This is a genomic window from Haliscomenobacter sp. (assembly GCF_040403615.1).
Classification (GTDB): Bacteria; Bacteroidota; Bacteroidia; order Chitinophagales; family Saprospiraceae; genus Haliscomenobacter.
The window spans coordinates 30,317-45,558 of sequence record NZ_JBBAKG010000023.1 but is presented as its reverse complement, the minus strand read 5'-3'; the positions used below and the strand labels follow the sequence as shown (position 1 = coordinate 45,558).

The following is a 15,242-nucleotide window of genomic DNA, read 5'->3' as shown; positions in this document are numbered from 1 at the left end:
TAACCTGATATTTAGTGGTTTTTAAGATTCAAGATACCGAACGCAAGATCCTGGAAATTGTCAGCCAGGCAGCTACAAAAATGCAGGTTCCTGCTTATGTAGTGGGCGGTTACGTCCGGGATCGGCTATTGGCCAGAGCATCCAAAGACATCGACATCGTATGTGTGGGCAGCGGCATTGATCTGGCGCAACAAGTGGCAGGAGAATTGCACCCGGTGCCGCGCATTACGGTATTTCAACGTTTTGGTACGGCCATGATCAAACACCGCGACATTGAATTAGAATTCGTTGGTGCCCGCAAAGAATCGTATCGCCACGATTCCCGCAAACCAGCAGTTGAAAATGGCAGCCTGGAAGACGATCAAAATCGGCGGGATTTCACCATCAATGCGCTGGCAGTCAGTCTCAATGAACTGGATTTTGGTTCCATTATCGATCCTTTTGATGGCCTGGGTGATTTGGAACGCAAAATCATCCGTACCCCTCTTGATCCTGGCAAAACCTTCTCGGACGATCCTTTGCGCATGATGCGCGCCATTCGATTTGCCACACAACTCGATTTTGAAATCGAACCGGAGACTTTTGCAGCCATTGGCACTTACAAGGAGCGCATCAAAATCATCTCTGCCGAAAGAATTGCCACCGAGCTCAATAAAATCATCCAAACCTCCAAGCCCTCGGTTGGTTTCAAATTGTTGTTCGATTCAGGATTGCTGCACATCATTTTCCCGGAGATGACGGCATTGCACGGGGTAGAAATCCGCAATGGACGCGCACACAAGGACAATTTTTACCACACCCTGCAAGTGCTCGACAACCTGTGCAAAAAATCTGACAACCTGTGGCTGCGTTGGTCGGCCATCCTGCACGATATCGCCAAGCCACCCACCAAGCGTTTTCAACCAGAACAAGGCTGGACATTTCATGGACATGAAGTGATGGGCGCCAACATGGTACCTGTCATTTTCCGGCGTTTTCGCTTGCCGATGGATCACAAAATGAAGTTCGTGCAGAAAATGGTACGCCTGCATCTGCGCCCCATCAGCTTGACCAAAGAAGAAATAACCGACTCAGCCATGCGCCGTCTGTTGGTAGATGCAGGAGACGAGCAGGAAGACCTGATGCTGCTCTGTGAAGCAGACATTACTTCCAAAAATCCGGAAAAAGTAAAACGCTACCTCGAAAACTACGAATTGGTCCGCCAGCGACTGCAAGAAGTAGAGGAACGCGACCATTTGCGCAACTGGCAGCCGCCCATCACCGGAGAGGTCATCATGGAAGCTTTTGGCATTGGCCCATCCAAAGAAGTAGGCGAAATCAAAAATTTTGTGCGTGAAGCCATTCTGGACGGTTTAATCCCGAATCAGTATGAGGCTGCGTATGCCTTGATGATGGAAAAAGCGAATGAGATGGGGATAAAGAAAGGCTAGCAATTAAAACCTAAGTCATATGCGTTATTTGTTCCTGTTCTTAATGTTCGCGTTCTGGTTTGCGTCCTGCACATCCAATGCAGATTCATCAACGGTCTTGGTTAACGCTGATTTCAAACCCCTTGAAGTGGATTTGGAAGATTTGCTAAATGCCGGTAAATTTCCACCAGATACCCTGATCACCATTTCCTACGATCATTTTTTCAAACGAAAAAAGCGCTTCAAAGCCTATTCATTGGCTGCAATTCTGAAGCCCTTGGTCAAAAACATTAAGGACACCAGCAACTTGCGCATCACTTTTACCTGTACGGATGGATACGCTCCGAATATGAGCCTGAGTAAAGTGCTAAACAATGATGGGTACATAGCAGTACAAGACCTGGATCAGTCCGCTGCCGGAAAAGATTGGGCAGATTCGCTGGCTGCCAAGTTCAGGCCATTTTACCTGGTTTGGCAAGGGACTGGAAAAACCGACGATACTTTTGCCTGGCCGTTTGGACTTGCCGAAATCCGCATTGCCTCTTTTATCGAAGATTTTGCCGATGCCTACCCTATGCACAACAAAGCCGCACAAAAGGGCTTTAATTTGTTTCAACTCCATTGCATGAAATGCCATTCCATCAATAAGGTAGGTGGCGTGATGGGGCCTGAATTCAATTACCCCAAAAGCATCACTGAATATTGGCAAAAAGAAGACATCTGGAATTTTCTGCGCAATCCGCAATCTTACCGCTACAGCGCCAAAATGCCTGCCATTGGAAATCTTTCCAGCGAGGAATTTGAAGAAATTTATGGCTATTTAAAATCCATGAAGGGGGTAAAACCTGGTATGTAGAGACGCGAAGCATCACGCCTCTACATACCATTTGTCTTTAGACATGCTCTTAGAAATCCGTGTTCGGTTCTTTGATGTCCAATTCCTTAATCCAGATATTGCGGTACAGCACGTTGTGTCCTTCCGCTTGTAATTTCAGGCCACCGGGTACATCGGTGATGCCCTTGCCGCCATCGTTGCCACCGTCAATTCCCGAGTTGGGTCCTCCCCATACTTGTTGGATGCGCTGATTCACGTGTACTTTTTTGCCATTGAAATAAACCGTAACCAACGCCTTTTCGGTCAGTTTGCCATCTATAAACCGGGCAGCACGGAAGTTAATGTCGTACGCATTCCACTTGCTTACCCCATTGTACGCATAGTAAGGTGATTTGGTTTCATTGATCACTGCGGCCATACCATGAGAGGTAGAATCTCCGTCCAGTACTTGAATTTCGTAGCGGTTTTGGAGGTAAACTCCGCTGTTTCCACCTTTCGCAGAAATAAAAAATTCGACATGCAGGCGGAAGTCCCGAAATGCTTTTTGGGTTACGATATCAGCAGAACCGTATTTTCCTCCCGCAGCCGTAGGGTCATTGCTGTTGACTGCTGTACCTGCATCTACAGGATCTTTTTCTATGGTCCATTTGATGGGCAAGGTTGCCGCCAAGCGAGGACCATTCCAGTATGTCCAGTTTTTGTCCAGCGACTTACGGCTGCCATTGAAGTAAACTTTGGCGCCTTTAATGGGTTTGAGTCCCACTTGGGCACTCAGAGAAGCAATGCCTGCAATGAGGCACAGCGCGACCAAAATTAATTTGGCGCAGTTGATGGTTGATTTTGCGATCATGTCTTGCGATTTATGACCCTCAAAATCTGGATTTTTTTTGGGTTCTCGCTTTTTTTATTTCTTTGTTTGCATCTAAACAGCAAGAAAAGATCGTCTGAGTAAAAAAACAATTAGACATTTTGCTAGTTTTGAGCAGCGCAAAAATTTACAAGAGCGGTTTGAGGTCTTTAAAATGACCATTCAGCAACGCCCTTTGCTGCAGATTCCGCATTTCTTTGACCATTGGTAAAAACTGTTCCAGGTGTTCGAGCAGCAGCGCTTGCCTTTCTTTTTCGGTAGGCAAAATCAACAATTCGTATTCCTGATCAATGGATAGACCGGCATGATGAGCCACATCAAACGAAATAAAATCACTAGGCCCCTCGGGCAGGGATTTGTCAATGTCCAACAAATCAAATAGTTCCAATAAAAAACCCAGAATTTTTTCGTTCAAGCCCCAGTCGTATTCCTGGTCTGTTTCAATTCTTCGGATGGTTGCTCCGGCATACAATTTTCCAGGCACAGGATTGATAAATTGCTCCATATGGTACACACCAATACCTTTCGTCTTGATGTCCATTTCCCCGCCATCATGCCGCTTTTCAACGTTGAGGAGCTGGATTTCAGTGCCAAAGGGCATTACACGCTGGTTGAGAAAAGTGGGAATGCCAAAGGTGACTCCCTTTTCTTCACTTTCTGCAATCAATTGACGATACCTGGGTTCAAAAATATGTAGGTTCAGATTTTCGTTTGGGTATACGACAATCTGCAGCGGAAATTGCGGCAATAAAACAAATTCCATACTGAGATTTTTTTAGATTAACTTACAGGAAAATAAATATGTAACCTTTCATTGTAAAAGCCCGTATATGAGCTTAAATTGAACGAGTTTTCGTGTCAATAGTTTCAAAAATCAATCCTGAAAAACCATTTTAACTGCACACCATGTCAATGTTTAACGCCAAAACTCTGCGCCCACTTGTACTCGGGACAACGACTGTAGTTCTTTTTCTTGCCCTTTTGAGTACGGGTTGTCGAAAAAACCACGACCTGACTACCCTTTCCGCTGAAAACCCCTTTGTGTACGCCTACACGTCCGGGGTAATTTCCAAAAGTGATCCGGTGCGCGTTCGTTTTGCTCAAAGTATTGCCAATAGCACCGAAATCGGCAAAGAAGCACCTGCGGTACTCTCGCTTTCACCCAACATAAAAGGCAAGCTCACCTGGGAAGACGCCAATACCCTGCGTTTCGACCCCAACCAGGATCTGGCTTCTGGTACAACCTATGATGTTTCCGTAAATGTAAAACAAGTCATCCAGGATGCCAAGGGAGACAACGCTAATTTTACATTTCAATTCCACACCCGCGAGCAGCACTACCAAATCGACCTCGAAGGAATGCGCTCCGCCAGCAACACCGATTACTCCAAGCAGAGCTTAAAAGGTGCGGTTTATACTGCCGATGTGGCTGAAAACAAAGAAGTTGAAGAAATCGTCAACGCCAAACAAGAAGGCGAAAAACTCAATGTGCAGTGGCAACACTCCAACGATCAACTTGTACACTACTTTACCGTAAAACCAGTCAACCGGGGCAAACAGCCTTCTGAAGTGAAATTGGCCTACGATGGCAGCTCGATTGGAGTAAAGACCAACAAAACAGAAGATTATAAAATTCCGGCCATAGGCAATTTCAGTGTCATGGACGCGGATGCCGTACAAATTCCGGAACAATACATCCGCATCGTATTTTCTGATCCATTGAATAAAGCTCAAAACCTGGATGGTTTGATTACCATCGATGATTACGAGGGGACACTCAAATACATCATTGAAGACAACGTGGTACGGGTATACCCTGACCAAAACCTGAACGGCAACTTTCGCGTACGCATTTTAACGGGTATCGAAAATACCAAAAGCAGCACCTTTACCGAAACAACCGTTTGGGATGTCAATTTTGAAGAAATCAAACCCGGCGTTCGCCTGGTGGGCAAAGGGGTAATCTTACCCAACTCCGAAGGACTGATGTTCCCCTTTGAATCGGTTGGCCTCAAGTCGGTAGACATCGAAGTGTTGAAAATTTTCAACAACAACATCCTGCAATTTCTGCAAGACAACCCCATCGACGGCGAATACGACCTTTACAAAGTGGGTCGCATCGTGCTGCAACAAAAAGTCAACCTCCAAATGTTGAGTCCCAATGCCAAAGCAGGACGTTGGTCACGTTATGCCATCGACTTGAGTAAATTGATCAAAGCCGACGAGCAAGCCATCTATCAGGTACGCATCGGTTTTCGCCCAGAATATTCGGCCATTTCTTGCATGGCCAGTCAAAGTGCAGACGCCAGCCTTAGCGCTGATCCTTTCTCTAAAGCGGGTGAAGACGAAGACGAGCCACTGGAAAGCATCATGGATCATTACTATGGATACGATGGTTATTTTGAAGAATACGATTACGACAAACGAAGTGACCCTTGTTCCAAAGAATACTACAACTCAGATCATTTTGTACAGCGCAACGTCATTTCTTCCAATTTGGGCTTAATCGCTAAAAAAGGCGGCAACCGCAAGCTGATGGTCATCGTAACCGACTTACGCAATACTGACCCAATCTCCGGCGCACAGGTGGAAGTGTTTGACCGTCAGAATCAGCCCATTGGTAAAGGCAGCAGCAACGGCGATGGCATCGCTGATGTGGCTTACAAAGGCAGCCCTTTTGTGGCCATCGTCACCCACAATGGCCAGCGGGGTTACCTTCGCCTGGAAGAAGGGGAATCACTATCCTTGAGCAAATTCGACGTCAATGGTTCAGTAACCCAAAAAGGGCTGAAAGGATTCTTGTATGGCGAGCGGGGCGTTTGGCGGCCTGGCGATTCGGTATTTCTCAATTTCATGATTGAAGACCGCGAAAAACGCCTGCCTGAGAGCTATCCCATCACCATGGAATTGTTCAATGCACGGGGGCAATTGCAAGAAAAAAGAACCACTTCCAAAACAGTCGGAGGCATTTATCCGCTGTATTTTGCTACGCATCCCGACGCACCAACGGGCAACTGGCGGGTAAAAGTCAAAGCAGGCGGAGCTATTTTTGAAAAAATCCTCAAAATTGAAACGGTTAAACCTAACCGCATTCGGGTTGATTTGAATACGGGCAGTGAAAAAGAATTGCAGGCCGAAGGAGGCAAAATGAATGCCCGCTTATCGGCGGATTGGTTGACGGGATCACCCGCCAGCGGTTTGAAAGCAGTAGTTGAAGTCCAATTGCGCGAAGCCAACACCAGTTTCCCCAAGTACCCCAGCTACAACTTCGATGATCCAGCCCGCAAACTGACCAAAACCGAACCGCGCATCATTTTCGACAACGTTTTGGATGGCGAAGGCAAAGCCAACATCAGCGCCACCCTCCTGGAAGAAGAACTTGCTCCTGGAATGCTGACCGCATCCTTCCAAACCCGGGTGTTTGAAAAAGGCGGCGATTTTAGTACCGACAATGTTTCTGTCAAATATTCTCCTTACGATACCTATGCCGGGATTGAAATTCCGCGCAACAAATACGGTAGCCCACAATTTGAAGTCGGCAAGTCCAATGCCATTCGCTTCGTAGACGTCGACAAAAATGGCAAACCCGTCAGCGGTCGCCGCCTCTCCATCGGTTTGTACAAAGTAGAATGGCGCTGGTGGTGGGATCAGTACCAGGAAAACGAAGCCAACTACAACTCTGGCGAGCACGTTGGTGCGGTTCAAACCGCGGCAGTAAGCACCAATGCCAAAGGTGAAGCTTCCTGGAATTTCAAAACCACCACCTGGGGCCGTTACATGATTCGGGTATGTGATGCCGAAAGTGGCCACTGCACAGGAGGATTCATCTACATCGGTACCCCTTGGTACGAAGGCGATGACGAAGACGACAGTTTCCGCGAAGCCGCAGCCATGCTGAGTTTCCAAGCGGACAAAGAAAAATACAATGTTGGTGAAAACGTCACCTTGACCATCCCTGGCGGAAAAGGTGGTCGGGTACTGGTCTCGCTCGAAACAGGCACCAAGATCATCAAGACTTTCTGGACAAAATCCGTCGAAGGCGAAAACAAGATCACCTTTAAGACCACTCCAGACATGTCGCCCACCGTATACGCCAACGTGGCCCTCATTCAGCCACACGGACAAGTGGCCAACGACTTGCCCATCCGCCTTTACGGCATCGCCCCAATCCAAGTCGAAGATGCTGAAACCATCCTTACACCAACCATCACTGCGCCTGCTGAATTCCGACCAGAAACCACGGTCAGTGTTGAAGTTGGAGAAAAGGCGGGCAAAGCCATGGCTTACTCTTTGGCCATTGTTGACGAAGGTTTGCTGGGATTGACCCGTTTCAAAACACCCAATCCACACGATGCTTTTTATGCCCGCGAAGCCCTGGGTATTCAAACCTGGGACATTTACGACAAAGTGCTGGGTGCATTTGCCGGCGAGCTGGAAAGTATCCTCAGCATTGGCGGCGATGGAGCTGTGGATCCAAGTGCTTTGAACAATACCGCCAACCGCTTCAAGCCGATGGTGGTCACCATGGGCCCATTTCTACTGGCCAGTGGCCGCAGCAACAAGCACCAGATCAAAATACCCAATTACATCGGCGCAGTCCGCATCATGGTGGTAGCTGCTAAAGACAATGCCTATGGCGCTGCCGAAAAGAGTATCCCAGTGCGCAATCCACTGATGGTGCGCTCTACCCTGCCCCGGATGATTTCTCCTGGCGATCAGTTTGAACTGCCCGTCAATGTTTTTGTGACCGATGCAAAGATCAACAACGTACAGGTGAAAGTGACGGAAAGCAGCGGCTTGGTGAGCATCGAAGATGGCAACCAAGACATGAGTTTCAGTAGAAACAATACTGACCAGATCACCGGTTTCAAAATCAAGGTGAAAGATAAAGTGGGCATCGCCAAGTTCAAAATCGTGGCCACTGGTGGCGGCGCATCCTCTTCTGAAGAAATTGAAATCGATGTGCGCAATCCCAACCCCTTCCAAACCAAAGTTTTCAGTGAGGTTGTAGAAGTGGGCAAATCGTGGGAACAAGCAATGGATGTATTTGGTACGGCAGGTACGCGCAGCACCGTGTTGGAAGTATCCAATGTGCCACCGCTGAACCTGGGCGAGCGCCTGGGTTACCTCCTCTCCTACCCTTACGGCTGTATTGAACAAACCGCTTCAGCGGCTTTCCCACAGTTGTTTGTGGGCAATATGCTGGAACTGGACGACAAACGCCAAAAAGAAGTAGCCACCAACATCAAATATGCCATCGAGCGCATCAAAAACTTCCAAACCAACGAAGGTGGCTTCACTTACTGGCCCGGCAACGGCACGCCTGATCATTGGTCGACCAGTTACACCGGACATTTCCTGCTGGAAGCCAAAAACAAAGGCTACGATGTACCCAATAACCTACTGAAAGACTGGATGAAATTCCAGAAAAAAGTAGCCCGCATGTGGGACTCCAAATTGCCCGCACTGGGTTTCTGGAGCATGGAAGGCCACGAATTGAACCAGGCATACCGCTTATACACGCTTGCTCTGGCAGGAGACCCCGACATGGCTTCAATGAACCGCTTGCGCGAAAATGCTAAAATCAACCTGAGTGCACGTTGGCGCCTTGCCGCAGCTTATGCCCTGGCTGGCAAACCGGAAGTGGCCAAAGAACTGGTACAAGACAAACCTACCGAAGTGGCTGATTATACCGAGATGAGCTACACCTACGGTTCGGGCATGCGCGACCGGGCCATGATTCTCGAAACTTTGGTTTTACTCAAGGAAATGAAGAAAGCTGGTGCACTGGTGCAATACCTCTCCAAAGGCTTGAGCAGCACGAGTTGGTATTCCACCCAAACCATATCGTACACCCTGATGGCCATTTCCAAATACCTCGGAGATGACAAGGCTACACAAGCCTTTAGCTTCAGCTACGCGGTAAATGGTGGCCAAAGTACCTCCGCCAATTCCAAAAATGTGGTGATGCAAATCAACCTCCCCACGGCAAGCAACAGCAACCTGACCCTGAAAAATACCAGCAAAGCCAAGCTGTTTGTCCGGGTGGTACAGCGCGGTCAGCCTATTGCCGGGCAGGAATCCGCACAGGCCAATGACTTGAAAATTGTAGTGACTTACACCGATATGAGCGGCAAAGCAATCGATCCGGCCAATTTGGCGCAAGGCACCGATTTTATTGCCGAAGTGCGGGTCGTACACCCGAATTCTAGACCTGTACCTTATCAGGAACTGGCCTTGAATCAAACCTTCCCCTCAGGTTGGGAAATCATCAACAGCCGCATGACGGAAGTGGAAAGCACTTCTCAATCGGCCTTTGATTACCAGGACATTCGCGATGATCGGGTGAATACGTTCTTCGACTTGCCAGAGAGCCAAAACAAAACTTTCCGGGTGCGTTTGAGTGCGGCATATCCAGGGCGGTATTATTTGCCAGCAGTGTCTTGCGCCGCTATGTACGACAACTCGATTAGTGCGAACACTAAGGGGATGTGGGTGCAGGTAGTGGCGAGATAATGAAAAGAAAAAAACAACCAATGTTCGGGCGGAGTACCTGGATATTGGTTGTTTTTTAGAGGTTTTCAGGATTATGGCGAAATTTGTTGAAAAAGCAAACCACTAATTACTAAAGCGACATAAACAGGAGAACGGATAACCCGGATTAGGGCGGATTTGAACGGATTTTAATCACACACTAACATGTTGTTGCATAAAGAATTAACAGAGGATATTCTGGATGCCTTTTATGAAGTCTACAATGAGTTGGGACACGGTTTTTTAGAAAAAGTGTACCAGAATGCCCTATTTTTAGAATTGAGGGAAAGAAGCCATCAGGTAATCCCTCAACAAAGATGCCCTGTCTATTATAAGGGCAAAGAAGTTGGTGAATACTACACGGATATGATTGTTAATGATGTTGTTATTTTAGAATTAAAATCGGTTGAGTGCATCAACACTTCTCACAAACGACAATTACAGAACTATCTCAAAGCTAGCGCTATTGAAGTTGGCCTTTTGTTGAATCTTGGAAAGGAGCCTGAATTTGCCAGGAAAGTCTTTTTCAACAATAAAAAGAATATTCCAAAATGAAAAGCCCCTGAAATCCGTTTAAATCCGCCCTCATCCGGGTTATCCGTTCTCCTATTAATGTCGCTTTGGGAATTGGAAGCTTATCCCATCAACCCCGCGATCCTCGGCAACATCACCTCGATCATTCTTTCCACCACCCTTCCCGGATCATCTGTGAATTTCCCATTGAGTCGATTGCCCAAAATCACATTGCAGGAAATAGCCCGATGCCCCAGCAAACTCGCCAATCCGAAGATAGCCGACGTTTCCATCTCGAAATTGGTCAGGCGAATGCCATTGTAACTGAGTCTGCTCCAGGCATCCAGCGTGGCGATGCTCATCAATATAGGTGCGCGCAAACTCCGGGCTTGTGGCGCATAAAAGCCCGGACAAGTGATCGTGATGCCTTGCTCCATGCCCTCTCCCAATTGCTCTGCCAATTCAGCACTTCCTTCGCAGGCATAAGGCGATACCGGGAATTTTTCCACTTTGGTTTCCAGGTGTTGCACCTCAGCCATCAGTCCCAGTTCCGCGGGATTGGGTTGATAATGGTAAAAATGCATCAGGTTATCCAGCCCTAATCCATATCGAGACAAGATCAAAGTCCCAGGCTCAATGTCGTGTTGCAAAGCCCCAGAAGTACCTAATCGGATGATGTTGAGTTGCCGGAGATTGGTTTGGGGAATGCGGGTTGTAAAATCGATATTGGCCAATGCATCCAATTCATTGAGGCAGATGTCGATATTGTCTGGGCCAATGCCTGTTGACAAAACCGTGATCCGCTGCTTGCCTACCCAGCCGGTATGGGTCACAAATTCGCGGTGTGCTGCCTGAGATTCGATCGAATCAAAATGCTTGGTAATCGCGGCCACTCTTGCTGGGTCTCCCACGGTAATGACCGTATCGGCCAGTTCATCAGGATGCAGATCCAAGTGGTAAATTCTTCCTTTGGGGGTAATGATGAGTTCAGTATCGGCCAGTGCTTGCATAAGGTATAGTATTTTAGTAAAGGAATGAAAGTAATCAAAAGCAGTAAAAAAGTAGGAAAAATACGTTTCCTTTGCAATTCCTCTAGCAATTAAATTTGACGCAAAAAATTACTTCCCGATTTTTTCAGAGGCTTTTGAATAGGAAGCTCACTTGAAATGAACCGTTCGACTCCTTATTCAAAAGCCAAAATCGGGAAGTTAATTTTTCTGCTTTACTAAAGAGACAATAAATGAAAACTTTTTCTGCGCCGAGCGTCGATCGTGTTTCCATTACTGAATATTTCAAAGATTTACAGGACGATATCTGTCAGCAATTGGAAACTGCCGACGGAATGGGGCGCTTTCAAGAAGATGCCTGGGAACGCGCAGGTGGCGGTGGTGGCCGGAGTAGGGTCATTATTGGGCAACACATCGAAAAAGGGGGCGTGAATTTTTCTGCGGTGCACGGTGCATTGCCCGAAAAAATAGCCCAGGCATTGAAACTGGATTCAGCCGACTTCTTTGCTACCGGAGTATCCATCGTTTTGCATCCAAGCAATCCTTATACTCCCATTATCCACATGAATGTCCGTTACTTTGAAACCGACGGTGGACATTGGTGGTTTGGCGGCGGTATTGACCTTACGCCTCATTACATATTCACCGAAGACGCAGCCTTTTTCCACCAGGCTTTGAAAACCACTTGCGATCAGCACCATCATGACCATTACCCAACTTTCAAAGCTTGGGCCGATAAGTATTTCTACATCAAACACCGTGGGGAAACCCGTGGAATTGGGGGAATATTTTTTGATCAACTCGCTGGCTGCGAGGAAAACAGCAAAGCAGAAACCTTTGCTTTTGTGCGCGCAGTGGGCGAAACGTTTTGCCCTACTTACATTCCTTTACTGCACAAACACAAAAACACCCCTTTTAGCGAGCGGGAAAAAAATTGGCAATACCTCCGGCGTGGCCGCTATGTAGAATTCAATCTGGTATGGGACAAAGGAACCAAATTCGGCCTAGATACCGATGGTCGAACCGAATCCATCCTGATGAGTTTGCCTCCCACCGCCAATTGGGTATACAATCACCACCCCGAACCGGGATCTCCCGAAGAACAAACCCTGAAATGGCTGAGCGACAAAGGGAAAGAATGGATCTAAATGCAACGAATTACGGCAGATAATCTTCAAGCGGTTTTACAAGATCGTGTTTTACTCGATGTGCGCACCCCGGCTGAATACGCCAATGGGCATATCCCTGGCGCCTACAATCTCCCTTTGTTTTCGGATGAAGAACGGGTAGTGGTTGGCACTTTGTACAAGCAACAAAGCTCCGACAAGGCATTCATCAAAGGATTGGAATACGCCGGAGCGCGTATGCCCGATTACGTCAAACAAGCCCGCTTGCTCGCCCCTCGGGGAAAAGTGGTGGTGCATTGTTGGCGCGGTGGCCAGCGCAGTGGCAGCCTATCCTGGCTCTTGTCTTTTTCGGGCATGGACGTAGTTGTCCTACAAGATGGATACAAAGCATACCGACAGCTCATCCACCAGGAATTTGTACAACGCCAGCTCAAAATTCTGGTGCTGGGCGGTGCGACGGGCAGCGCCAAAACCAAAACCCTGCACGAATTGGCTGCACAGGGCGAACAAATCATCGACCTCGAAATGCTGGCGCACCACAAGGGTTCTGCATTTGGCGACCTAGGTGAAGCACCTCAGCCCACCGGGGAGCAGTACGAAAACAACCTCTACGAGACATTTACCCAAATCGATCCGCAACGCAGGGTTTGGGTCGAAAACGAAAGTCGAGGCATCGGTCGGGTTTTTATGCCTCAAGGATTTTGGGATCAATTCCGGGTTGCACCAATGGTAGACTTGGTAATCCCTCTCGAAAAACGGGTAGCATTTTTGGTTGAAGGATATGCCAGTTTTGAAAAATCGGCACTGATCCATGCATTTGTAGCCATCGAACCCCGTTTGGGTGGCGGCAATGTCAAGTTAGCCCTAGCTGCATTGGCCGCAGATGACTTTGCTACTGCTGCTGAAATTGCCTTGCGGTACTACGACAAATCCTATTTGCACGCCAACTTGAAATGCAACTTTCAAACCACCTGGGCGTTTCCAGTAGAAACAGATTCTATTACCGAACGGGCCCATCAATTGATTCAATTTGCCAATGACAAGCAACTATAAACTAACGCAATACAGCCACGGAGCAGGCTGTGGGTGTAAAATTTCACCCAGTGTACTCGATAAAATCCTGAAACAAGCGGGTGAAAAAATTCATTTCCCAGCACTTCTGGTCGGCAATGAAGAGCGCGATGACGCAGCCGTAATGGATCTGGGCGATGGAACCGCCATCATCTCCACCACCGATTTTTTTATGCCCATTGTTGATGATGCCCAGGATTTTGGTCAAATCGCTTCGATCAATGCCATCAGCGACATTTACGCCATGGGCGGAACGCCTCTCCTCGCCATTGCCATACTAGGTTGGCCAATCAATACCTTGCCCGCCGAGGTTGCCAATCAGGTGGTAGAAGGCAGCCGTAAAGCTTGTCTGGCGGCAGGCATCCCATTGGCAGGAGGCCACAGTATTGACAGTCCGGAGCCTATTTTTGGACTGGCAGTTACAGGCAGAGTAAACATTGCGCATCTCAAACGCAATGGAGGTGCTTCGGTGGGCTGTAAGTTATTTTTGACCAAGCCTCTAGGGGTTGGCATCTTGACCACCGCTCAAAAGAAAGGACTCCTTCAAGAAGACCATGCCCTTCTGGCGCGCAACTCCATGTTGAAGCTCAATGACGCAGGTGCAGCTTTTGCAACGCTACCTTATGTAGAAGCGATGACCGATGTAACCGGATTTGGATTGATGGGACATTTGATCGAAATGTGCGAAGCTTCCAATGCCAGTGCGGTTGTAGAATTGGACAAGGTGCCCCTTTTGGATTCCGAAGCCATCAATTATTACCTGTCTCAGGGCTGTGTGCCAGGCGGCACCAACCGAAACTTCGAAAGTTACGGACATAAAATGACTACCCTAACCGACTTGCAGCGCAATATATTGTGCGATCCACAAACCTCGGGAGGCCTACTGGTTGCTGTATCAGCCAGTCAGGAAAATACCTTTAAAAATTTTGCCGCTCAACTGGGTTTAGGGCTGGAACCAATTGGGGAAGTGATATCTGAGAGGGAAAAACGGGTCGAGGTCAAGTGACAGGGAAGGAAGAGGGTTAAAAGAACAGAGGGTCATCTTGTTTTTTAACCCTCAAATCGTGTCATTTACTTCAAGCTGTACAAATAGCCTTTGCCATCAAAGTTTTGTTTGTCCAATAGGCCAAGTTTGTTGCCCAATTTTACCAATGCCTGATTCAGGCGAACTTTGAGTTGAGCTGGACCTTCCTGAACATTGTCGCGTTCGGCGATGGCTTTCATGATAGGCATGAAATCATCATTTTTTAACGGTCTGTTGGCGTCTCTTAATACGCTCAAAATACCTTCTTCCCATTTGTTAAAACCAGGAATGCGCCCGCGCTTTCCATTGCCTGCACCAGCTTCTTTTTTAGCTTTTGCCGCTTTAGGTTCTTTAACTTTTTTGGGTTTTTCAACTTTTTGAAAGGGTTCAACTTTAATGTCCTCCAGCGGAATGAGTCTTGGGCGACCAGGTCCTTTTTTGGGGCCTTTTTCTTCCTTAACTTTGGATTGTTTCGCTGTTGATTCACCATTAACCGAAGCGGTTTCAAGTATAGCTTTTTGTTTTTTTGCTGGGCTTTCGATCTTGCTGCTTTCTTTTTTGTCTCTAGCAGAAGCGGTTTTTCCCAACAAGTCTTCCAAAGCATCAATATTCGCTTTGATTGCATGAGCTTGATAATCAAGCTTTCTTAGATCGGATGTATACGCGTCTATCAACGATCTAATGTCTAACACAGATAAATCTAGTTTTGCCATTTCTAAAATTTTGGTAAAGATAATTCTATTCTATATTTAATGCAAGCAAAATCTATTTTATTTTGAGATCTTCTATTTTAACATCTCCTTTCTTTAGAGGCTTACTCAGGATTTTTGAACATTCTTTTCAACACATTTATT

General features: G+C 47.3%; 11 protein-coding genes. 7 read left to right on the top strand and 4 right to left on the bottom strand.

The window, feature by feature from the left end:
- Positions 1-14 precede the first annotated feature (14 nt).
- Positions 15-1,430, top strand: a complete 1,416-nt coding sequence (locus ABW391_RS09625) for a CCA tRNA nucleotidyltransferase (protein ID WP_353481641.1) — start codon at positions 15-17, stop codon at positions 1,428-1,430.
- A 19-nt stretch (positions 1,431-1,449) separates the two neighbouring features.
- The gene (locus ABW391_RS09620; RefSeq protein WP_353481640.1) at positions 1,450-2,265 is read left to right on the top strand and encodes a c-type cytochrome; all 816 of its coding nucleotides are present in this window, start codon (positions 1,450-1,452) and stop codon (positions 2,263-2,265) included.
- A 49-nt stretch (positions 2,266-2,314) separates the two neighbouring features.
- Here ABW391_RS09620 and ABW391_RS09615 read toward each other — a convergent pair whose 3' ends face one another.
- On the bottom strand, positions 2,315-3,094 hold the full coding sequence (locus ABW391_RS09615; protein ID WP_353481639.1) for a 3-keto-disaccharide hydrolase: 780 nt from the start codon (positions 3,092-3,094) through the stop codon (positions 2,315-2,317).
- 145 nt (positions 3,095-3,239) lie between these two features.
- Complete coding sequence (locus tag ABW391_RS09610; protein ID WP_353481638.1) at positions 3,240-3,875, bottom strand: LON peptidase substrate-binding domain-containing protein; 636 nt, start codon at positions 3,873-3,875, stop codon at positions 3,240-3,242.
- Between the two features lie 143 nt (positions 3,876-4,018).
- Here ABW391_RS09610 and ABW391_RS09605 point away from each other — a divergent pair, with 143 nt between their 5' ends.
- Together ABW391_RS09605 and ABW391_RS09600 are read left to right on the top strand one after the other, a co-directional pair.
- Positions 4,019-9,628, top strand: a complete 5,610-nt coding sequence (locus ABW391_RS09605; protein WP_353481637.1) for an MG2 domain-containing protein — start codon at positions 4,019-4,021, stop codon at positions 9,626-9,628.
- 183 nt (positions 9,629-9,811) lie between these two features.
- Positions 9,812-10,201: a GxxExxY protein gene (locus ABW391_RS09600; protein ID WP_353481636.1), complete on the top strand. Its 390-nt coding sequence runs from the start codon at positions 9,812-9,814 to the stop codon at positions 10,199-10,201.
- A gap of 80 nt (positions 10,202-10,281) precedes the next feature.
- Here ABW391_RS09600 and ABW391_RS09595 read toward each other — a convergent pair whose 3' ends face one another.
- Positions 10,282-11,169 (bottom strand): nucleoside phosphorylase, encoded by an 888-nt coding sequence (locus ABW391_RS09595; protein WP_353481635.1) that lies wholly within the window; start codon positions 11,167-11,169, stop codon positions 10,282-10,284.
- A gap of 230 nt (positions 11,170-11,399) precedes the next feature.
- On the opposite strand from ABW391_RS09595, the gene hemF reads away from it, so the two are divergent.
- Genes hemF through selD form a run of 3 tightly spaced genes read left to right on the top strand, consistent with a single transcriptional unit; the run spans position 11,400 to position 14,370 of the window.
- A complete protein-coding gene (gene hemF / locus ABW391_RS09590) occupies positions 11,400-12,314 on the top strand; it encodes an oxygen-dependent coproporphyrinogen oxidase (protein ID WP_353481634.1) in 915 nt (304 codons plus the stop codon).
- A complete protein-coding gene (mnmH, locus tag ABW391_RS09585) occupies positions 12,315-13,346 on the top strand; it encodes a tRNA 2-selenouridine(34) synthase MnmH (protein ID WP_353481633.1) in 1,032 nt (343 codons plus the stop codon).
- Complete coding sequence (gene selD / locus ABW391_RS09580; RefSeq protein ID WP_353481632.1) at positions 13,330-14,370, top strand: selenide, water dikinase SelD; 1,041 nt, start codon at positions 13,330-13,332, stop codon at positions 14,368-14,370. Before mnmH ends, selD begins: the two co-directional genes overlap by 17 nt.
- Positions 14,371-14,435: 65 nt before the next feature.
- On the opposite strand, the gene ABW391_RS09575 is transcribed toward selD, so the two are convergent.
- Entirely contained in the window at positions 14,436-15,101 is a 666-nt protein-coding gene (locus ABW391_RS09575; RefSeq protein ID WP_353481631.1) for a hypothetical protein, read from the bottom strand.
- Between the last annotated feature and the right edge of the window lie 141 nt (positions 15,102-15,242).

Bases quoted from the DNA above. Each gene is read 5' to 3' on its own strand.
- ABW391_RS09620 (WP_353481640.1), top strand. From the start codon at position 1,450: ATGCGTTATTTGTTCCTGTTCTTAATGTTCGCGTTCTGGTTTGCGTCC.
- ABW391_RS09615 (WP_353481639.1), bottom strand. From the start codon at position 3,094: ATGATCGCAAAATCAACCATCAACTGCGCCAAATTAATTTTGGTCGCG.
- ABW391_RS09610 (WP_353481638.1), bottom strand. From the start codon at position 3,875: ATGGAATTTGTTTTATTGCCGCAATTTCCGCTGCAGATTGTCGTATAC.
- ABW391_RS09605 (WP_353481637.1), top strand. From the start codon at position 4,019: ATGTCAATGTTTAACGCCAAAACTCTGCGCCCACTTGTACTCGGGACA.
- ABW391_RS09600 (WP_353481636.1), top strand. From the start codon at position 9,812: ATGTTGTTGCATAAAGAATTAACAGAGGATATTCTGGATGCCTTTTAT.
- ABW391_RS09595 (WP_353481635.1), bottom strand. From the start codon at position 11,169: ATGCAAGCACTGGCCGATACTGAACTCATCATTACCCCCAAAGGAAGA.
- hemF (WP_353481634.1), top strand. From the start codon at position 11,400: ATGAAAACTTTTTCTGCGCCGAGCGTCGATCGTGTTTCCATTACTGAA.
- mnmH (WP_353481633.1), top strand. From the start codon at position 12,315: ATGCAACGAATTACGGCAGATAATCTTCAAGCGGTTTTACAAGATCGT.
- selD (WP_353481632.1), top strand. From the start codon at position 13,330: ATGACAAGCAACTATAAACTAACGCAATACAGCCACGGAGCAGGCTGT.
- ABW391_RS09575 (WP_353481631.1), bottom strand. From the start codon at position 15,101: ATGGCAAAACTAGATTTATCTGTGTTAGACATTAGATCGTTGATAGAC.